General features: G+C 60.2%; 16 protein-coding genes. 7 read left to right on the top strand and 9 right to left on the bottom strand.

What is annotated here, in order from left to right:
- The coding region (locus QRN31_RS11905) for a DUF6531 domain-containing protein (protein WP_285432184.1) at positions 1–3104 on the bottom strand (3104 nt) is incomplete at its 3' end.
- A 252-nt stretch (positions 3105–3356) separates the two neighbouring features.
- On the opposite strand from QRN31_RS11905, the gene QRN31_RS11900 reads away from it, so the two are divergent.
- Positions 3357–4052, top strand: a complete 696-nt coding sequence (locus QRN31_RS11900) for an HAD-IA family hydrolase (protein WP_285432182.1) — start codon at positions 3357–3359, stop codon at positions 4050–4052.
- 60 nt (positions 4053–4112) lie between these two features.
- Here QRN31_RS11900 and QRN31_RS11895 read toward each other — a convergent pair whose 3' ends face one another.
- Positions 4113–4859: a 3-oxoacyl-ACP reductase family protein gene (locus QRN31_RS11895; RefSeq protein ID WP_285432180.1), complete on the bottom strand. Its 747-nt coding sequence runs from the start codon at positions 4857–4859 to the stop codon at positions 4113–4115.
- Positions 4860–4985: 126 nt separating this feature from the next.
- Between QRN31_RS11895 and QRN31_RS11890 the strand changes: the two genes are divergently transcribed.
- Positions 4986–5909: a LysR family transcriptional regulator gene (locus QRN31_RS11890; RefSeq protein WP_285432179.1), complete on the top strand. Its 924-nt coding sequence runs from the start codon at positions 4986–4988 to the stop codon at positions 5907–5909.
- A gap of 43 nt (positions 5910–5952) precedes the next feature.
- Here QRN31_RS11890 and QRN31_RS11885 read toward each other — a convergent pair whose 3' ends face one another.
- The 3 genes from QRN31_RS11885 to QRN31_RS11875 form a co-directional block, all read right to left on the bottom strand.
- Positions 5953–6681, bottom strand: a complete 729-nt coding sequence (locus tag QRN31_RS11885; RefSeq protein WP_222585393.1) for an aspartate/glutamate racemase family protein — start codon at positions 6679–6681, stop codon at positions 5953–5955.
- A gap of 57 nt (positions 6682–6738) precedes the next feature.
- Entirely contained in the window at positions 6739–8280 is a 1542-nt protein-coding gene (locus tag QRN31_RS11880) for an NCS1 family nucleobase:cation symporter-1 (protein WP_285432178.1), read from the bottom strand.
- 573 nt (positions 8281–8853) lie between these two features.
- Positions 8854–9594 carry a phosphoadenylyl-sulfate reductase gene (locus tag QRN31_RS11875; RefSeq protein ID WP_008042297.1) on the bottom strand — a complete coding sequence of 247 codons (741 nt, stop codon included), beginning with the start codon at positions 9592–9594 and terminating at the stop codon, positions 8854–8856.
- A gap of 173 nt (positions 9595–9767) precedes the next feature.
- Between QRN31_RS11875 and thrH the strand changes: the two genes are divergently transcribed.
- Complete coding sequence (gene thrH, locus QRN31_RS11870) at positions 9768–10385, top strand: bifunctional phosphoserine phosphatase/homoserine phosphotransferase ThrH (protein ID WP_222585395.1); 618 nt, start codon at positions 9768–9770, stop codon at positions 10383–10385.
- Between the two features lie 53 nt (positions 10386–10438).
- Here the strand turns inward: thrH and pabB are convergent, their stop codons facing one another.
- The 4 genes from pabB to rloA form a co-directional block, all read right to left on the bottom strand.
- Positions 10439–11776 (bottom strand): aminodeoxychorismate synthase component I, encoded by a 1338-nt coding sequence (gene pabB / locus QRN31_RS11865; protein WP_285432177.1) that lies wholly within the window; start codon positions 11774–11776, stop codon positions 10439–10441.
- 190 nt (positions 11777–11966) lie between these two features.
- Positions 11967–12953, bottom strand: coding sequence for an alpha-L-glutamate ligase-like protein (locus QRN31_RS11860; RefSeq protein ID WP_222585397.1), 987 nt, complete (start codon positions 12951–12953; stop codon positions 11967–11969).
- Positions 12953–14488 carry an osmotic stress tolerance membrane protein RloB gene (rloB, locus tag QRN31_RS11855; protein ID WP_285432176.1) on the bottom strand — a complete coding sequence of 512 codons (1536 nt, stop codon included), beginning with the start codon at positions 14486–14488 and terminating at the stop codon, positions 12953–12955. The genes QRN31_RS11860 and rloB overlap by 1 nt, the downstream gene beginning before the upstream one ends.
- 5 nt (positions 14489–14493) lie before the next feature.
- Positions 14494–15030, bottom strand: a complete 537-nt coding sequence (gene rloA / locus QRN31_RS11850) for a retropepsin-like aspartic peptidase RloA (RefSeq protein WP_046047911.1) — start codon at positions 15028–15030, stop codon at positions 14494–14496.
- Between the two features lie 301 nt (positions 15031–15331).
- On the opposite strand from rloA, the gene QRN31_RS11845 reads away from it, so the two are divergent.
- The 4 genes from QRN31_RS11845 (at position 15332) to acnD (ending at position 20921) form a co-directional block, all read left to right on the top strand.
- Positions 15332–16051 (top strand): GntR family transcriptional regulator, encoded by a 720-nt coding sequence (locus QRN31_RS11845; RefSeq protein ID WP_197678949.1) that lies wholly within the window; start codon positions 15332–15334, stop codon positions 16049–16051.
- Entirely contained in the window at positions 16048–16938 is an 891-nt protein-coding gene (gene prpB / locus QRN31_RS11840) for a methylisocitrate lyase (protein WP_008146328.1), read from the top strand. The genes QRN31_RS11845 and prpB overlap by 4 nt, the downstream gene beginning before the upstream one ends.
- A 55-nt stretch (positions 16939–16993) precedes the next feature.
- Positions 16994–18121: a bifunctional 2-methylcitrate synthase/citrate synthase gene (gene prpC / locus QRN31_RS11835; protein WP_285432174.1), complete on the top strand. Its 1128-nt coding sequence runs from the start codon at positions 16994–16996 to the stop codon at positions 18119–18121.
- A gap of 202 nt (positions 18122–18323) precedes the next feature.
- A complete protein-coding gene (gene acnD / locus QRN31_RS11830) occupies positions 18324–20921 on the top strand; it encodes a Fe/S-dependent 2-methylisocitrate dehydratase AcnD (RefSeq protein ID WP_285432172.1) in 2598 nt (865 codons plus the stop codon).
- The last annotated feature ends 16 nt before the right edge of the window (positions 20922–20937 follow it).

Here is a 20937-nt window from a genome sequence, read left to right as displayed (position 1 = left end):
TTGACGCCATCGGGCAGATTTTTGACCAGCAAGCGACCGGCCGAATCCCGCTCGTGCCCGGTGATCAGCTGCGAGCCGTCATCACCGAACTCGGTTTTCTCCAGCAGATGGCCGTTGAGGTCGTAAACGTATGCCGTACGCCGACCATCGAAGCCAGTTTCCTGTCGGATCAAGCCGCCGGGCGTGTAGTCCAGCCGATATTGTTCGCCGGACTCGTTCTCTATTTCCGTGAGCAACAGCTGCGCGTTGTCGTAGCGATACTTCAGCTCGGTGCCGTCGGCGTTGATCCGGCGGCTGACCAGGTGCAGATCGTCGAGGTATTCGTAGCGAGTGACGCGGCCCAGTTCGTCCCGTTCGGCGGTGATCTTGCCGTAGGCGTTGTAGCTGAAGGCACGGCTGGCGCCGGTAGGAAGCATCGTCTGGATCAGTCGGCCAACAGCATCCCATTGGTATTTCGTAACAGCGCCGTGTTCATCCTGACGGGTAAGTTGCCGCCCCAGCGCATCGTAGGAAAAGCGCCGTACGCCACCGTCCGGCAGCGTCTCTTCGACCAATTGCCCCAAGCCATTCCAGACGAACACATGCCGACTGGTGTCCGGGTGACGGATCGACAGCAACTGACCTTTTTCGTCGTAGTGGTAATGGGTGATCTGGCCGTCAGGATCGGTCGCTTCAGTGACGTCGCCCTGAGCGTTGCGCAGATACTTCCACACCGCTTCACCGCGATAACGGGCGTGCAGGAATCCGTTGCGGTACTCGTAGGACGTTGGTTGGTCTTCCGGTGGAAACAGCGCCACCAGCCGTCCGACTTCGTCGTAGCGGTATTCGGTCACCGCGCCCATCGGACCCTGCTCGGCAATCAACCGGCCCTGGTCGTCGTAGGCCTTGAGCTGTTCACCGCCGTCCAGGTCGACCCGACGCACCAGGCGCGCTCGGTCGTCGTGGACGTAAACCTCTTCGCTGCCATCGACGTTTTTAACCAACACCGCGCCGTCGTCATCCCAGACATAACGCGTATCCATCTGTGTAAACGAGGCCCAGTGACGTACACAGCGCGCCGCCTTGCCGGACCGTTCCCACTCCCAGAAGAAACTCGCCCCACCGGCCAGTTGCCGCTGCAGAATCACGTGGTGGTCGTCGTAGTCGTAGCGCTCGCTTTCGCCGGCGGCGTTGGTGGCTTCGATGAGTCGCTGACGGGCGTCGTAGCGATAGGTGGCCAGTGTTTGCTCGGTACGCCAGGCGGTTTCAGGGGCGTCGGCGGAGCTGAATGACTGATACTCGACCGCGACGATGTGCCGGCGCTCATAACGCAACAGCAGTGAGCGGCCAGCACCGTTATCGATCCGCTGAATGCGCGCCTGACCGTCGCGGGTGATGCGCAGTCGGTTGTTGTAGGCGTCGCTGATCCCGGTCAGGCAACCGCTTTGAAAGTGGTAAAACCGCACGGCTTCGCCAGCCAGCGCGAGCACCCATTCTTCAGGCTGATCCCCCAGATAAATCGCCGCGCGCGACAGGCTGTTGTGAATGACCGGACGCTCGGCGCTTGGCAGCGGAAACGTCGTGCGACGATTTTCATGGTCGATCCAGACGACGTGTTCAGCGTCCAGTTCCAGCCGATGCGACAGCGAATGACTCCAGCCCCAGCCCAGCCCGCAATCAATTTCCACGGCGCTGGTGCGGTAGAGGCGGGTAAATGCAAATGGCAGCAAACCATCGAGCGAACCGTCATTAAGGGTCAGCAACTCTTCGCCGGTGACCATCGACACCGGGCAGCCGTTGGTGCAGGTCAGCGGTCCGCAATCGGCGCTGTCGCCGTTGGGGTTTTTCGCCTGATCCGGGGCGTCATCCCGGTGTTCCTGGCGGACCAGTCGGGTCATGGCGGTGGACTTGTCACGAGCAATCGCGACCGGGTTTTTCACCTGCAACACCGGCGGGGCGCCCGTGCTGATCTGCAACGGCACCGCGGGCGCTGGGTTCACCGATGCTTTTCGGGCGTGGACCGCGAGGGGTTTGAGGATGCCGGCGTGGGCCGTCAGATCGGATCGGGTGCCGAGCTCGGCCAGCCGCAGGCTCGCGGCGGCCAGCCAGTTTCGCGCACGCTCCGATTTGACCTTGTCCAGCACCCTGGCGCTGATGCCGAGCGTCAGTCCTGTGCCACCGCTGAAGCGCGCCAGCAGCAATCCAATCAGTATTCCGGTACGAATTTCTGCCACGACTTCGGCGACGAACTGCGGCGGTAACATCCGCAACCAACTGGTGATGGCGGCGAGATGAATGAACATCAAAGGCTCGTCACTCAACACCAGCAGCAGGTTGGCAATCGATTCAGCCGAAGCGTTCAGCAGTGTTTCAAGTTCGGTCTCGGTCAGGTACTCAAGGAGCTTTTGGCTGTTGGCTTGCAGGTCCGTGATCAGCGCGTAGATCTGCTTCACGTCATCCCACAAGCCGTTCAGCGAATTCTCGAAACCGCGCCAATCGGCCTGTTGCAGCTGACCGTAGCGTTTGATGAATCCGGCATCGGCGAATTCAGCCCACGGGGATTCAAATTCGCTGGTCCACTCGTTACGCAACCAGCCTTCCAGATCGTCGATGACGCCTTGATAGGAGGCATAGAGCGCTTTGACATGTGCTACGGAAACGTTCGGAAAGAACGTGATTCGATAACGCAGGCTGCGGTCGCACTCGGGGATCTCGAGGACGCCGCTCGGGCCGATCTCGTGATGGACCGGCTCGCCAAACGTGCCGTCGGAGGTCAATGGTTCGAGCATCACCGGCGTATTGCCGATCGGCACAAAACGCGCCGCGTCGAACATGTGCACCAAGGTCAGGGGACCTGCCGCCGGGCACGCGGCGACGGTGGAGCTGACGGGAGCAGTGGCGGTTTTTGGCGCAACCAGGCGGACTTCGTTACCGACCTTGAACACCTGCTCGATATCCAGTGCCTTGCCGGTCCAGAAGCTTTCGGCCCAGGCATCGTAGTCATTGAGGCAGAGCCGAAAATCAGCGAGCAGCGCTTCGACGTCCGGCTTCCTGGGGTCCATCGCGGCGACCACCAGAAGGCCGATGGCGTTATTCAAGGCCAGTACCTTGTCCGGTACGAACATTCGCAGTCCCTCGCGCAGATCAAAATTGAGCGCGAGACTTTGCTTGGGATCAGCGGCTAAAGAAGTCGGGAAAGGAGGCGTTTTATGTAGGGGAAATCGCTAAATGACGACGAGCGCTTTTTGTCTCTGTCGGGCATTGCCCGTTGCCCAATGCCAGCGGCGCTCGTTATGCTGCTGAATCCTTTAATCGATCACGGACCCGGCCGTACCTGCGCCGCCTCTGGGATGTCATTTGAAAACGGATCCGATGCGATGAATGCAACGCTCAATGAATTCGGCCCGATCAAGGCCGTGATTTTCGACATGGATGGCTTGTTGCTGGACACCGAGGGCATTTATACCCAAGTGACCGCGCAGATTGCCGCGCGGTACGGCCGGGTCTTCGACTGGAGCGTCAAACAGAACATCATCGGGCGTGGCGCGGGTGATTTGGCGCGTTATGTGGTCGAAGCCCTGGACCTGCCGATTACTGCCGAAGAGTTTCTGGTGATCCGCGAGCCGTTGATGCGTGAGCTTTTTCCGACCGCGTTGGCGATGCCCGGTGCCGAGGAACTGGTCCGGCACTTGAAGGCCCACAACATTCCCATCGCGGTTGGTACCAGTTCTTCGCGCCAGTCGTTCGGCCAGAAAACCACATTGCACCGCGACTGGTTCGCGCTGTTCGATTTCGTCGTGACGGCTGACGACCCGGAAGTGGGCGCGGCCAAACCAGCGCCTGACATCTTCCTGACGGCGGCACGGCGCCTGGGCGTTGAGCCTGCAGATTGCCTGGTGTTTGAAGATTCGCCCTTCGGTGTCACGGCGGCGAAAGCGGCGGGGATGACCGCGATTGCGATTCCGGATGCAGCGATGGCCGACGAAAAGTACGCACACGCCGATGGCATTCTTCGTACGCTTAAAGCGTTCATACCGAGCGCATGCGGTTTGCCGGCGCTTGAGTGGGCATAAAGCAGCAGACACAAAAACGCCGGCAGATTTGCCGGCGTTTTTTTTGCGCGGTTTAAAGCATCAGGCGCCAAAACCACCGTCAATGGTCAGGCTGGCGCCGGTGATGTAGCCGGCTTCCGGGCCCACCAGGTAGGCGACGAAACTGGCGATTTCTTCAGCTTTGCCATAGCGACCCACTGCCATCAACGGGATCAGGCTCTCGGCGAAGTCACCGCTGGCCGGGTTCATGTCGGTGTCGACCGGGCCCGGTTGGACGTTGTTGATGGTAATCCCGCGCGGGCCGAGGTCGCGCGCCAGGCCTTTGGTCAGACCGACCAGTGCCGACTTGCTCATGGCGTACGGGCCGCCACCGGCGAAGGGCATGCGGTCGGCGTTGGTGCTGCCGATGTTGATGATGCGACCGCCTTCAGTCATGTGTTTTGCGGCGGCCTGGGTGGCGACGAACACGCTGCGCACGTTGATGGCCAGGGTCTGGTCGAAATCTTCGAGTTTGAAGTCTTCCAGCGGTGCAACGGCCAGTACGCCAGCGTTGTTGACCAGGATATCGAGGCGACCGAAGGCTTTGACGGTGGCGCTGACGGCATTGCGAATGGCCTCGGCGTCGGCGCTGTCGGCCTTGATGGCCAAGGCTTTACCGCCATTGGCAATGAGGCTGTTTTGCAATTCTTCGGCTTTGGCGGTGGAGCTGACGTAAGTGAAGGCAACGGTCGCGCCTTCAGCGGCCAGGCGTTTGACGATGGCGGCGCCGATGCCGCGGGACCCGCCTTGAATCAAAGCCACTTTGCCGCTGAGGTTATGAGTAGTCATATCGATCTCCAGAGTCCCGAGGCGAGATTGTCTCGGTTGATGGAGCCTAGTATCGATTCAGGATTACCTGCTGAGTAGACGGTTATTGCGATAGTCTGTGTAAACCAAAAGTTTATAGTGATGCTTATGGAAACCTTCAGCAGTATCGAATGCTTCGTGCGCAGCGCCGAAGTCGGCAGCTTTGCCGAAGCTGCGCGCCGCTTGAGCCTTACACCGGCGGCGGTGGGCAAAAGTGTTGCAAAGCTTGAGGCTCGCCTCGGCGTGCGCCTGTTCCAGCGCAGCACGCGCAGCTTGACGCTGACCGAGGCCGGACAGCTGTTTCTTGGCGAAGTCAGTTCCAGCCTGCTCACGATTCAGAATGCCGTGGCCAATCTGGCGAGCGCTGAAGGGCGGCCGGCGGGAACGCTGAAGGTCAGCATGGGCACGGTGTTCGGGCGTTTGTATGTGGTGCCGTTGCTGGGCGAATTTCTACGACGGTTTCCCGCAATTAGCCCGGACTGGCATTTCGATAACCGTCAGGTAGATCTGATTGCGCAAGGGTTCGATGCGGCGATTGGCGGTGGTTTTGAACTGCCGCAAGGCGTGGTCGCACGCAAGCTGACACCGGCGCATCGGGTGTTGGTGGCGTCGACTGATTATCTGGAGGGGCGGCAGGCGATCCTTGAGCCTGAAGATCTCACGGATCACGATGGCATTCTGATTCGCTCGCCGCAGACCGGGCGAGTACGTTCCTGGCAGTTGACCAGTCGTACCCGGCAAAACAGCCCGCTGACGCTCAAGGCGCGGATGACCATGAGCGATTCGGAGGCTGCTTGTGCGACGGCGGCCCAGGGGTTGGGCATTGCATTGGTGAGCATGCCATTTGCGTCCGTTTATCTGGAGGCCGGGACGTTGCAGCGGGTGTTGCCGGACTGGTATGTCGACGATGGCAACATTTCTATCTATTACGCGGAACACAAACTGCTGCCCGGCAAGACCCGGGCGTTTGTGGATTTCATCATCGAGCAGTTTGCGCAACAGGGGTTGGTGCAGCGGTTTAGTGCGCTATGAGTCAGGCTTGAGACCGATGGCGGCGACTCGGTTCAGTGTGAACTCATCGCCCGAACCGCCCCGGCCAGCCAATGATATTTTTCGGCCGCGGTGTCGCGTAGGTCCGCACTTTCGATGTCGACAATCCAAGGCGCACCAACGACTCGGCAATCGTCACCGCCGCTGTCACGCCATCCACCACGGGAACCCCGGTGCGCTGGCGGATCTGCTCGTCCAGTCCGGCCATCCCGCCACAACCCAGGCAAATCACCTCGGCCTTGTCCTCAAGCACGGCCAGTTCCGCCTGACGCACAATTGCCTCCAGCGCCCGCTGCGGGTCGGACTCCAGCTCCAGCACCGCCAAACCGCTGGCCCGTACCGACGCGCACCGGTCCCACAACCCGGACAGTTTCAGCCGATCCTCGATCAGCGGCACGGTACGGTCCAGGGTGGTGACCACCGAATAGGCATGGCCCAGGAACATCGCGGTGCTGGCGGCGGCGTCGGTGATGTCCACCACCGGTACGTTGAGCAGTTCCTGCAAACCTTCGCGACCGTGTTCGCCGTACCCGGCCTGAATCACCGCGTCGAATGGCTGGTCGTAGGCCATCACTCGGTCCATCACCGCAATGGCGGCCAGGTAGCTTTCAAAATTGCCTTCGATGGAGTCGGCACCGAAGTAGGGCGTCAGGCCGATGATTTCCGTCCCCGGTGCCGCCACCGCTTGAGCCGAGCGGGCGATGGCCTGGGTGATGGATTCGGTGGTGTTGACGTTGACCACGAGAATTCGCATGGAAAATCCTTATAGCGCAAAGGTTCTGCAGCCCGGCATCGCCGGGCCGTCATGGGATTAATGACTGACGTTATCGACTGCGATGCTTTCACCGCTGACGTCGGCGTAATGCGGCTGCCGTTTGGCAATGATCAGGTAGAGCATCCCTGCAATCGCGGCGCCAATCAGCCACGAAAATGGCGACACGTCGTGGAAACCAGGCATCAAAGCCAGGACGATGGCGATCAATGCTGCAGGAATAAACGCCGCCACCGCGCGTAAATTGACCCCGCGGCTGTAGTAATAGGCGCCATTGGGATCTTCGCTGTACAACTGCGGCACGTTGACCTGGCCTTTTCGTACAAGCCAGTAATCGACCATGATCACGCCGTACAACGGCCCGAGCAGGGCGCCGAGGCCGGACAGGAAATACACGATCACCAACGGGCTGTTGTAGAGGTTCCACGGCAGGATCAGCACGGCGATGGTCGCGCTGATCAGCCCGGCGCGGCGGAAGGTCAGGTATTTCGGGGCCAGGTTGCTCAGCACAAAAGCCGGGGCGACGAAGTTGGCCATGATATTCACCGCCACGGTGACGATCAGGAACGCCAGGCAACCGAGCACGAGGAAGAAGGTGTTGGGGATCGAGGCGATGATTTCGGTCGGGCTTTCGATGATCCTGCCGTTGATCTGAAATTGCGCACCGCAGAGCAGGACGGTGATGGCCGCGAACACCAGAATATTGACCGGCAGGCCCCAGAAATTTCCGACCTTGATGGTTTTGCGGCACGGCGAAGAACGGGCGAAGTCGCAGAAGTTGAGGATCAGCGTGCCGTAGATCGCCAGCCACAACGCGCCACCGGCAAAGATGTTGCGCCACATCTCGCCACCGGTCAGCGGTTCGCGGATCGACCAGGCGATGGTGGCGTTGGCCTGGGTGTACATCCACCCGGCGAGGGCGGCGACGGTCAGCAGAATCACCGGTCCGGCGAACGCTTCGTAACGCCGGACCATTTCCATGCCATAGGCAAGGATGCCCAGTTGCACCAGCCAGATGGCCACGAAACACACCCAGCCAAGGGTCGATAGACCAAGTATTGAGTCGTGGTCGTACTCGGCGAAGCCGGGGTGCACCGCCGTCAGCAGCACCCGAAAGACCACCGACGCCAGGTACGTCTGAATGCCGAACCAGGCGATGGCGATAACGGCGCGGATCAATGCAGGAATTTGCGCGCCATGAATGCCGAAACTGATCCGGCTGATCACCGGAAACGGCACGCCGGTCTTTTGGCCCATGTAGCCCGAGAGGTTCATGAAGCAATACACCAACGCCGCGCCAATCCCTAGCGACAGCAGAATTTGCCAGCCACCCAGGCCCAGCGCATACAGGCCGATGGCGAAGGAGTAGTTGGCGATGTTGTGCACATCATTGGTCCACAGGGCAAAGATGCTGTAGCGGCCCCAGCGTCGACCTTCGGCTTTGGTCGGCGCCAGGTCTTTGTTGTGCAGGCGTGGGCTGAGCACCACGGGGACATGCAGCGTGTGATCGTCGGCGATTGAAGTGGGTTGGAAGGAGGGCAGATCCAGCGCGATGTTGTTATTGGAGAGGCTAGTACGCATTCCGGCAGGCTCCGAGCTTGGCGTCGCGATGACTGTGCATGAGCGTGGGCTCGACAAATCTTCGTCGCAGGCGGCAAGCATCATTGGTTACGGGGCATCTGCAGCCTGTACGGGATAGGGCGCTTCAGGCTTGCGGATCTAAAGTGTGTGTATGTTTTTATACTATTGTATACAAAACATGTATGCACTTAAGCCAGATCCATGCCAGCTCTGAATCTATCAATCGCGGCGCTCATTTCGAATTGTTATCGATGGTGGATAAGTGATTGAAAAAAAGACGATATAAATTGACCGATTGAACAGCTATTTATTTTTCTGCGAAGTGGGTAGGAAAACGCTACTGGGGAAGTCAGGAAAGGGTGCTGTAACTTTTTGGGGCGCAGAAACAAAAAGTGCACACACAAATGGCACCTATGGTGACATTCGTGTGTACACATTTTCGAAAGGATCACACTGATCCTGTGGGAGCGGGCTTGCCCGCGATAGCGGTGTATCAGTCGACAAGAATGTTGAATGTCAGTCCGCAATCGCGAGCAAGCTCGCTCCCACAGGGGATCTCAACAAGGCTCGGGATCAGGCCTTGGATTTGCTGATGATGTTCCCTGCATGCAACCCGCATTCTTTCTGCGTCGCTTCTTCCCACCACCAGCGGCCTTCACGTTCGTGCTGGTTCGGCAGGACCGGGCGGGTGCAGGGCTCGCAGCCGATGCTGATGAAACCGCGTTCATGCAGGCTGTTGTACGGCAGTTCAAGCATGCGGATGTAACCCCAGATCTCTTCGCTGGTCATTTGCGCCAGCGGGTTGAATTTGTACAGGGTACGTTCCGGGGTGGAGAAAGCGGTGTCGATTTCCAGCACGGCGACCGCGCTGCGGGTGCCCGGGCTCTGGTCGCGGCGTTGGCCGGTGGCCCAGGCGGTCACGCCTGACAGCTTGCGGCGCAGCGGTTCGATTTTGCGGATGCCGCAGCATTCGCCATGGCCGTCCTTGTAGAAGCTGAACAGGCCCTTTTCCTTCACGAACGGTTCCAGTTTCGTGTAGTCCGGGGACACCAGTTCGATGTCGATCTTGTAGTGCTCGCGCACCTGATCGATGAAGCGGTAGGTCTCGGGGTGCAAGCGGCCAGTGTCGAGGCTGAACACTTTGACGTTTTTGTTCAGCTTCCAGGCCATGTCCACCAGCACCACGTCCTCGGCGCCGCTGAAAGATATCCACAGGTCATCGCCAAACTCGGCAAACGCGAGTTTCAGGATGTCCTGGGCGGATTTGTTGGCATAGGTCGTGGCGAGTTCCACAACATCGAACGATGGGCTCATCAGGGCGGCTTCCTACAGGTCGGTGGCGCTGGGCGCTCTATATGGACCCGATGGTAACAAAATCCTGCAGCTACTGGCGCGCCCTCTGCGTTGCACAGGTTTGTCTGAGTCGCTAGAGTTCGGCAGTCCTTTTGCTCGCTCGACTCAATAATCAATACAAATGGGAGTGTCTTGTGGAAATTGCCTGTCTGGATCTTGAAGGTGTGCTGGTCCCGGAAATCTGGATCGCCTTTGCCGAAAAAACCGGAATCGAATCCCTCAGGGCCACCACCCGGGACATTCCCGACTATGACGTGTTGATGAAGCAGCGTCTGCGGATTCTCGATGAGCACGGCTTGAAACTCACCGACATTCAGGAAGTGATCGCCACGCTCAAGCCGCTGGACGGCGCCATCGAGTTCGTCAACTGGCTGCGTGAGCGGTTTCAGGTGGTGATTCTGTCGGACACGTTCTACGAGTTCTCCCAGCCGCTGATGCGTCAACTGGGGTTCCCGACGTTACTGTGCCATCGCCTGATTACCGATGATTCGGGACGGGTGACAAGCTATCAACTGCGTCAGAAAGATCCCAAGCGCCAGTCAGTCCTGTCGTTCAAGAGCCTCTACTACCGCGTGATTGCAGCGGGGGATTCGTACAACGACACCACGATGCTCGGTGAGGCGGATGCGGGGATTCTGTTTCATGCACCGGACAACGTGATTCGCGAGTTCCCGCAGTTCCCGGCGGTGCACACCTTTGCGGATTTGAAGCAGGAGTTCATCAAGGCTTCCAACCGCGCCCTGACCTTGTAGTCGTCTTAGAAGACGCCGCTGATCGTTCCCACGCTCTGGTGGGAACGATCAGATCAAAGGTTTTGCAGGGTATCGAGCAACACCTTCACCTTGGTAATCGATTCCTGATACTCGGCCTGCCACTGCGAATCCGCGACAATCCCGCCGCCGCCCCAGCAGCACACCTGACCATCCTTGACCAACAAACTGCGAATCGCGATGGAGCTGTCCATTTCGCCACGCACGTCCAGATACAACAACGAACCGCAGTACAACCCGCGCCGGGTCGGTTCCAGCTCATCAATAATCTGCATGGCGCGAATCTTCGGCGCGCCGGTAATCGAGCCGCCCGGGAAACTGCCGGCAATCAGGTCCAGCGCGTCGCGGCCCTCCGCCAGTTCACCGGTCACGCTGCTCACCAGGTGATGCACATTCGGATAGCTTTCCAGGCTGAACAACTCCGGCACCCGCACCGAGCCGATGCGGCAGGTGCGCCCCAGATCGTTGCGCAGCAGGTCGACGATCATCAGGTTTTCCGCGCGATCCTTGGGACTGGCCAACAGTTCGGCGGCGTTCTCCGCGTCTTCGGCGGCGGTCAGTCCGCGAGGGCGGGTGCCTTTGATCGGGCGGGTTTCGACGTGGCGTTCGCTGACTTTAACGAAACGCTCCGGCGACAGACTCAACACCGCTCCACCATCGGGCAGGCTCTGGAAACCGGAAAACGGTGTCGGGCACGCCGCCCGCAGCGCGACATAGGCGGTCCATGGATCACCATGGCACTGAGCCCGAAAACGCTGCGCGAAGTTGACCTGATAGCAGTCGCCCGCCTGGATGTAGTGCTGAATACGCTCCAGCGCGCGGCGATACTCGTCCGCACTCAGGTCGGGCTGCATCGGGGCTTTCAACTTGAAGGGCTCGACCACTGCAACCGCAGGCTGGCTGAACAACGCGATCAGGCGCTGACGTTCGCTGTCGATCAGCGAGGGGTGGAACACCAACTGACTGGTGCTCAACTGGTGATCGCTGATCAGCGCCCAGTCGTACAGGCCGAACCGCGCGTCAGGCAAATGCAGGTCGTCCTGCGCCTGACTCGGCAAATGCTCCAGATGCCGGCCGAAATCGTAGCTCAAGTAACCGATCAGGCCGCCCGCGAAGGGCAGGTCAAACGGGACGTCCGCTTCACCCAGTTGTGTCAGCTTTTCGCGAAGTCGTTGCAGGAACGCGCTGCCTTGCTCTGAGGGCAGCACTGCCAGTTGCTCCAGCGGCCAGGCGCTGAGCAGGTCATAACGCCCGCGATCAGCAGTGGGCCGGCCGCTGTCGAGCAGCACGGCGCCGGGAGCATGACGAATCGCCGCGAAGTACTCGGCGGGGTTGGCGCGATAAGGCAGCGGATGTACGGAGCAAGTCAACATGGGCGGGGCAGATCAGCCATCGAGGCGGGGTGGCGATTGTAGTCCTCTGCAGGAATTGCTCCTAGAGGGGATTGATCGTTCCCACGCTCTGCGTGGGAATGGAACCCGTGACGCTCCGCGTCACAGGCGGACGCAGAGCGTCCGTGGCGGCGTTACCACGCAGAGCGTGGGAACGATCAGTGTGAGGGGATCAACCCTCAACCGCCGGAATATGCCCAAACATCTCCTGCACAAACTCGACTCGTTCGCGCACTGTCTCGGTCATCCCGCGGGCCTTCAGTTCTTCGAGCCGCGCTTCCACCGCATGGGTGCGCAATGTCAGGCCGCAATCATTGGCAATCTGAATGTTCAAGCCAGGCCGGGCATTGAGCTCCAGGATCAGCGGGCCTTTTTCTTGATCGAGCACCATGTCGACGCCGATGTAACCCAGTCCGCACAGCTCATAGCAGCCGGCGGCGAGTTTCATGAAACCGTCCCAGTAGGGCAATTGCACGCCGTCCACTGCGTTGGTGGTGTCCGGGTGTTTGGTGATGATGTTGTTCAGCCAGGTGCCGCGTAATGTCTGTCCGGTCGCGAGGTCGACGCCAACGCCGATTGCACCCTGGTGCAGGTTGGCCTTGCCGCCGGACTGGCGCGTTGGCAGGCGCAGCATCGCCATCACCGGGTAGCCCATCAACACGATGATGCGGATGTCCGGCACGCCTTCGTAGCTGATGCTTTTGAAGATCTGGTCCGGGATCACCCGGTATTCGATCAGCGCACGGTCGCGGTGACCGCCCAGGGAATACAAACCAGTGAGGATGCTGGAGACATGGTGTTCGAGCTCCTCATGGCTGAGGATTTTGCCGGACACTGTGCGATAACGGCCCTCGAAGCGGTCGGCAATCACAATGATGCCGTCACCGCCAGCGCCCTGGGCCGGCTTGATCACGAAGTCGTTGCGCCCGCCGATGATCTCGTCGAGGTTATCGATCTCCTTTTCGGTGGAGATGATGCCGTACAGCTCTGGCACATGAATGCCGGCGGCGATTGCGCGTTCCTTGGTGATGATCTTGTCATCGACGATCGGGTACAGGCTGCGCTTGTTGTACTTGAGCACGTAGTCCGCGTTGCGCCGATTGATGCCCATGATGCCCTGGGCTTCCAGGGCCTTCCAGGTCTTCCAGAAGCCGAACATCAGGCGTCAACCTTCTTCAGGAAAGCCTTGAAGCGCACCAGTTCGGTCAGGCGGTAACCGCGATAGCGACCCATTGCCAGCATGAAGCCCACCAGGATCAGCAGCACGGCCGGGAAGGTGAACACGAAGTAGATCAGCTCCGGCACGCTCATGATCAAGTGAGCCAGGGACGCGGCGAACAGCGTGCCGATGGCCACTTTCATGGCGTGCCCGGAGCCGCGCTCTTCCCAGGTGATCGACAGGCGTTCGATGGTCATGGTCAGAATCACCATCGGGAACAGCGCCACCGACAGCCCGCGTTCCAGCCCGAGTTTGTGGCTGAACAGGCTGATCGCCGCGATCAGCACCACCACGAACGTCAGCACCACCGAGAGCCGGGGCAGCATTTGCAACTTCAGGTGTTCAAGGTAGGAGCGCAGCGACAGGCCCAGTGCCGTGATGATCGTAAACAGCACGATGCCGAAGCCGAGTTGGGTTTCGCGGAAGGCGAGGGCGATCAGCACCGGGGTGAACGTCCCAAGGGTCTGCAGGCCGATCAGGTTGCGCAGGATCAGGATCACCAGTACGCCGATCGGGATCATCACCATGATCATGAAGGTCTGCTGGGTTTGCAGCGGCAGCCCGTACAACGAGTATTCGAGGAAGTTGGCGTCGGTGTTTTCATCGGTCAGCTTGGCCAGGCGAATCGCGTTCATTTCGCTGTTGTTCAGGCTGAACGTCACGTTGGCTTTTTTGCCGCCATCGACGGTGATCAGGTTTTCGTCGCCGGTCCACCACAGCAGGCGGTCGGTCGGCAGACCTTGTTCGCCGGTTTCCGGGTTGAAGTACAGCCAGTCGGTGCCGTTGAAGCTGCGCAGCCAGAGTTCAGGCACTTGCGGCTGATCGGCCACCAGGCGGATGGTGTGGACCTTTTCCACCGGCACGTGGGCGATGGACAGTACCAACTCGACGATTTTGGCTTTGTTGGGGGTGGACGTATCACCGCCCAGCAGCAGCTTGACGTTGTCGTCGCTGAGATTGTTGACACGCTTGATCGCTTCGCCAACGAAGGTTTCGACGTCAGCCGAGTGTTGGCGGATCGGTGCGAGCAGGGCTTCGGCGGCGACTTTTTCCGCGCCTTCGACGGCAATGCTGTCGCGGAAGGTCGGGCCTTTGACCTTGGATTTTTCGCCGGTGTAGCGCTTGGTCAACACCAGCCGGTAATACAGGGTCTGGTTGCCTTTGGCCCGACGCGCCGACCAGGTGACCTTGCGGTTGCCATCGACACGGTTTACGGCAACGCCATAGTTATTGGAAATGAAGCTCTCATTCAGGCTGACGTAATCACGGCTCAGCGGTGGCACGAACATCTGGATCTTGACCGGGTCTTTGGCACTGGCGACGAACTCGACCTTGGCGTCGATGTTCCACAAGTCGTCCGTGGCGTCTTCGGTCACGGGAATGCCGAGCACGAAGATCTGATAGGCCGTAACTGAAATGCCCAGGACCACCAGGATGGCGATCAGCAATTTCAGATGGAGGGTAAGAGAGCGCATTGGAATTACTCTGCCGTATGAGCGTCGGTGGCGCAGGCGGGTTTGCCAGCAGCGTATTTAAGACTGGGGTCGACCAGCGCATCGAAGCGCTTGAGTGCTTCGGAGCCGATCAGGAGCGGGTATTGGAAGGCGCTTCTGTCGGTCAAGTTCACTTCGATGCTGCGCAAAGCCGAACCCATGCAGATATCCAGCTCGATCACCGGACGGGCCGTGTACTTCTTGCCTTCTTCCGGGTCGTAGTCACCGGCCCGCCGCTTGATTTTGCTGACCCGGGCCAATGGCCGTTCGATCGGGTGCGAATGGGCGGCGTCGATGGCCAGGTAGAAACGCACCCAGGACTCGCCGTTACGCTTGAAACGTTTGATGTCGCGGGCACTCAGAGAAGCGGTTTTCGCCCCGGTGTCGAGTTTGGCGGCGACTTCCAGGTCGATGCCATCGAGAGATGCGTACTCATTGAGACCGTACACGGTCTTTTCCCCCGCCGCGGCGAAACCGGGCAGGCAAAGAAGATAAAGGAATGTCGGGAAGGGCTTGAGTCTCATAAATCCTGGTGCGCAGCGGTCCGTGTATCGATCAAGGCCCTGGCATCGCTGCGCAAGCTCCCTCGTATGCCTATCAGCTATTTATGACAAGCAGTGCAGATGTCACAGACAAATGCGGCCGGCATTCTAGCACGGCCGTTTTATGGCGCCAGCGCTGGCGGACGGCTATAAACAGTGGTGCTGCTTCGTTATGGTGCAGTCGGTTATTAGACGATTGTCGACAATATCTATTTATCCTTTGACTGTGGCGCCTGTTTTAGCTAGTTTTTGCGTCACTAGCTTTCAAGGTGTCGACAATATGCTGGATCAACTCGATCCCCCGGTCATTGCCCAAGACGATTCGGAGACGCTTTCCGAAAACGTCTTCCGCCGCATTCAGGCGGCCATCGTCAAAGGCGAGATCGCCCCGGGCAGCAAGATCTCCGAGCCGGAACTGGCGCGCACTTACGGCATCAGCCGTGGGCCGCTGCGCGAGGCGATCCACCGTCTCGAAGGCCAGCGCCTGCTGGTGCGGGTGCCGCACGTCGGGGCGCGGGTGGTTTCACTGAGCCATGCCGAGCTGCTGGAGCTCTACGAAATTCGCGAATCCCTCGAAGGCATGGCCTGTCGACTGGCGGCCGAGCGCATGACCCTCGAAGAAATCGACGAGCTGCGCCGGGTCCTCGAAACCCATGAGCGCGATGAGGCGTTTCAGGCGGGCCGTGGCTACTACCAGCAAGAAGGCGACTTCGACTTCCATTACCGGATCATCCAAGGCAGCGGCAACCGCACCCTGACACAAATGCTCTGCGGCGAGCTTTATCAACTGGTGCGCATGTACCGCATCCAGTTTTCTACCACGCCCAATCGCCCGCATCAGGCCTTTGCCGAACACCATCGAATTCTCGACGCCATCGCCGACCGTGACGGTGAGCTGGCCGAGTTGTTGATGCGCCGTCACATCGGCGCCTCCAAACGCAATATCGCCCGTCATTACCAGGACGGCGCACACCAGACAGCCACAGAACGAGGTGAGTCATGAGTTCCAACAAGAGCACTCCAGGCCAGCGTTTCCGCGATGCGGTCGCCAGCGAACATCCTCTGCAAGTGGTCGGCGCGATCAACGCCAACCACGCATTGCTGGCCAAGCGCGCCGGTTTCAAGGCGATTTACCTGTCGGGTGGCGGGGTGGCTGCCGGCTCCCTCGGCGTGCCGGACCTGGGCATCACCGGCCTGGATGACGTGCTGACCGACGTGCGTCGCATCACCGACGTCTGCGACCTGCCACTGTTGGTGGACGTGGACACCGGTTTCGGTTCCTCGGCGTTCAACGTTGCGCGCACCGTCAAGTCGATGATCAAGTTCGGCGCGGCGGCGATTCACATCGAAGACCAGGTCGGCGCCAAGCGCTGCGGTCACCGCCCTAATAAAGAAATCGTGTCCCTGCAGGAAATGGTCGACCGTATCAAGGCGGCCGTCGATGCGCGTACCGATGACAGCTTCGTGATCATGGCCCGCACCGACGCCCTGGCGGTCGAAGGCCTGGAGTCCGCCCTGGATCGCGCCGCCGCGTGCATCGAGGCCGGCGCCGACATGATCTTCCCGGAAGCCATCACTGAACTGGACATGTACAAGCTGTTCGCCAGCCGCGTGAAAGCGCCGATCCTGGCCAACATCACCGAATTCGGCGCAACGCCGCTGTACACCACCGAGCAACTCGCCGCTGCCGACGTGTCGCTGGTGCTGTACCCGCTGTCGGCCTTCCGTGCGATGAACAAAGCCGCGGAAAACGTCTACACCGCGATCCGCCGCGACGGCACGCAACAGAACGTCATCGACACCATGCAGACTCGCATGGAGCTTTACGATCGCATCGACTATCACACCTTCGAGCAGAAGCTCGATGCGTTGTTTGCGGCGAAGAAGTAAGGCAGCACTCAACAACTTGCCGATTCCCTAACAAATTCAAAAACTGGAGACAGCAATGGCCGAAGCAAAAGTACTCAGTGGCGCCGGGCTCCGTGGCCAGGTTGCCGGGCAAACCGCTCTGTCCACCGTGGGCCAGTCGGGCGCAGGCCTGACCTATCGCGGCTACGACGTTCGCGAATTGGCGGCTGACGCGCAATTCGAAGAAGTGGCCTACCTGCTGCTGTACGGCGAACTGCCGACCCAGGCGCAACTTGCCGCCTATATCAACAAACTGGGCAAGCTGCGCGACCTGCCGCAAGCGCTCAAGGAAGTGCTGGAACGCATCCCTGCCGACGCCCACCCGATGGACGTGATGCGCACCGGTTGCTCGTTCCTGGGCAACATCGAGCCGGAGAAAGACTTCTCCGAGCAGCACGACGTGACCGACCGCCTGCTGGCCGCGTTCCCGGCGATCATGTGCTACTGGTATCGCTTCAGCCACAACGGCAAGCGCATCAGCTGCGTGAGCGACGAACCGTCCATCGGCGGCCACTTCCTGCACTTGCTGCACGACAAGAAGCCGAGCGAGTTGCACGTCAAGGTGATGAACGTTTCGCTGATCCTCTACGCGGAGCATGAATTCAACGCCTCGACCTTCACCGCGCGGGTATGTGCCTCGACGCTGTCGGACATGTTCTCCTGCATCACCGCCGCCATCGGTTCGCTGCGCGGTCCGCTGCACGGCGGCGCCAATGAAGCGGCAATGGAAATGATCGAGCGCTTCAAGTCGCCGGAAGAGGCGATCAAAGGCACCCTCGGCATGCTCGAGCGCAAAGACAAGATCATGGGCTTCGGCCACGCGATCTATAAGGACAACGATCCGCGCAACGAGGTGATCAAGGGCTGGTCGAAAAAACTTGCTGAAGAAGTGGGCGACACCGTGTTGTTCCCGGTTTCCGAAGCCATCGACAAGACCATGTGGGAGCAGAAGAAACTGTTCCCGAACGCTGACTTCTACCATGCGTCGACGTACCACTTCATGGGCATTCCGACCAAGTTGTTCACGCCGATTTTCGTCTGCTCGCGCCTGACCGGCTGGGCCGCCCATGTGTTCGAACAACGTGCCAACAACCGCATCATCCGCCCGAGCGCCGAGTACGTCGGCGTCGAACAGCGCAAGTTCGTGCCAATCGAACAACGCTGAATGGTGGGCACTGACGCTGGCAACTGAAGGAACCGGAAACCCTGTGGGAGCGAGCCTGCTCGCGATGACGGACTGACATTCAACATCAATGTCGCCAGTTACATCGCTATCGCGAGCAGGCTCACTCCTACAAAGGGCGGTATGAACTTCAAGCCCGGTGCCAGGCCCCACCTTTTGTAATCACCGTGACCGAGTCCTGACGATGAACACTGAATTCCGTAAACCGCTGCCCGGCAGCCATCTGGATTACTTCGACGTCCGTGCGGCTGTCGAAGCCATCCAGCCCGGCGCCTACGACACTCTGCCGTACACCTCCCGCGTGCTGGCGGAAAACCTGGTGCGTCGCTGCGACCCGGCCACGCTCACCGATTCCCTGAAGCAATTCATCGAGCGCAAACGCGACCTCGACTTCCCGTGGTTCCCGGCGCGCGTGGTCTGCCACGACATTCTCGGCCAGACCGCGCTGGTCGACCTCGCCGGCCTGCGTGACGCCATTGCCCTGCAAGGTGGCGATCCGGCGCAAGTGAACCCGGTGGTGCCGACGCAACTGATCGTCGACCACTCCCTGGCCGTCGAGCGTGGTGGCTTCGATCCGGAGGCGTTCGAGAAGAACCGCGCCATCGAAGACCGTCGCAACGAAGACCGTTTCCACTTCATCAACTGGACCAAGAAGGCGTTCAAGAACGTTGACGTGATTCCGCCAGGCAACGGGATCATGCACCAGATCAACCTGGAGAAAATGTCTCCAGTGATCCAGGTGCGTGACGGCGTGGCGTTCCCCGACACCTGCGTCGGCACCGACAGCCACACCCCGCACGTCGATGCGCTGGGCGTGATTGCCATCGGCGTCGGTGGTCTGGAAGCGGAAAGCGTGATGCTTGGACGCGCCTCGTGGATGCGTCTGCCGGAAAGCGTCGGCGTCGAACTGACCGGCAAGCTGCAACCGGGCATCACCGCCACCGACATGGTGCTGGCCCTGACCGAATTCCTGCGTCAGCAGAAAGTCGTCGGTGCATGGCTGGAGTTCTTCGGCGAAGGCGCTTCCGCGCTGACCCTCGGCGACCGCGCGACCATTTCCAACATGGCCCCGGAATACGGCGCCACGGCGGCGATGTTCTACATCGACCAGCAGACCATCGACTACCTCAAGCTCACCGGCCGTGAAGACGAGCAGGTGCAGTTGGTCGAAAACTACGCCAAGACCACCGGCCTGTGGGCTGACAGCCTGAAAGGTGCGCAATATGAGCGCGGCTTGACCTTCAACCTGTCCTCGGTAGTGCGCAACATGGCCGGCCCGAGCAACCCGCACGCCCGCGTTGCGGTATCGGATCTGGCTGCCAAAGGCATTTCCGGCCAGTGGGATGACGTGCCGGGCCAGATGCCGGACGGCGCGGTGATCATCGCCGCCATCACCAGTTGCACCAACACCAGTAACCCACGCAACGTGATCGCCGCGGGCCTGTTGGCGCGCAATGCCAACAAGCTCGGTCTGACCCGCAAGCCGTGGGTCAAATCGTCCTTGGCACCGGGCTCGAAAACCGTCGCGCTGTACCTGGACGAAGCCGGCCTGACCACTGAACTGGAGCAACTGGGCTTCGGCGTCGTGGCTTTCGCCTGCACCACTTGCAACGGCATGTCCGGTGCGCTGGATCCGGTGATCCAGCAAGAAATCATCGACCGCGACCTGTACGCCACGGCTGTGTTGTCCGGTAACCGTAACTTCGACGGACGGATTCACCCATACGCGAAGAATGCATTCCTGGCGTCGCCGCCATTGGTGGTTGCTTACGCCATCGCCGGGACCATCCGCTTCGACATCGAAAAAGATGTGCTGGGGCTGGATGCCGACGGCAAGGAAATCCGTCTGAAAGACATCTGGCCAAGCGACGAAGAAATCGACGCAGTGGTAAAAGCTTCGGTCAAGCCGGAGCAATTCCGCCAGGTCTACATTCCGATGTTCGCCATCCACGAAGACACCGGCCCGAAAGTGACGCCGCTGTACGAGTGGCGCGAGATGAGCACCTACATCCGCCGTCCGCCGTATTGGGAAGGTGCGCTGGCCGGGGCGCGTCCGCTCAAGGGCATGCGCCCGCTGGCGGTGCTGCCGGACAACATCACCACCGATCACCTGTCGCCGTCGAACGCGATCATGCTCGACAGCGCCGCCGGTGAATACCTGGCGAAAATGGGCCTGCCGGAAGAGGACTTCAACTCTTACGCGACCCACCGCGGTGACCATTTGACGGCGCAGCGCGCCACCTTTGCCAACCCGAAACTGTTCAACGAAATGGTCAAGGAAAACGGCAAGGTCAAACAGGGTTCGCTGGCCCGCGTCGAGCCAGAAGGCCAAGTGATGCGCATGTGGGAAGCCATCGAAACCTACATGGAACGCAAGCAGCCGCTGATCATCATTGCCGGCGCCGACTACGGTCAGGGTTCGTCCCGCGACTGGGCGGCCAAGGGCGTACGCCTGGCCGGTGTGGAGGCGATTGCCGCGGAAGGTTTCGAGCGCATTCACCGCACCAACCTGGTGGGCATGGGCGTGTTGCCGCTGGAGTTCCTGCCGGGCACTGATCGTCACACATTGGGCATCGACGGTAGCGAAACCTACGACGTGATCGGCGACCGTACCCCGCGTGCGCAGCTGACGCTGGTGATCAACCGCCTCAACGGCGAACGCGTCGAAGTGCCGGTGACCTGCCGCCTCGACACCGCCGAAGAAGTGTCGATCTATGAAGCCGGCGGCGTGTTGCAACGCTTTGCCCAGGACTTCCTCGAAGAATCGGCGGTCGCCGTCTAAAACAGGCTGTGCGGGC

The organism is Pseudomonas sp. fls2-241-R2A-110 (assembly GCF_030209165.1).
In the GTDB taxonomy this organism is placed as follows: domain Bacteria; phylum Pseudomonadota; class Gammaproteobacteria; order Pseudomonadales; family Pseudomonadaceae; genus Aquipseudomonas.
This window is presented reverse-complemented; position numbering and strand designations above follow the sequence as displayed.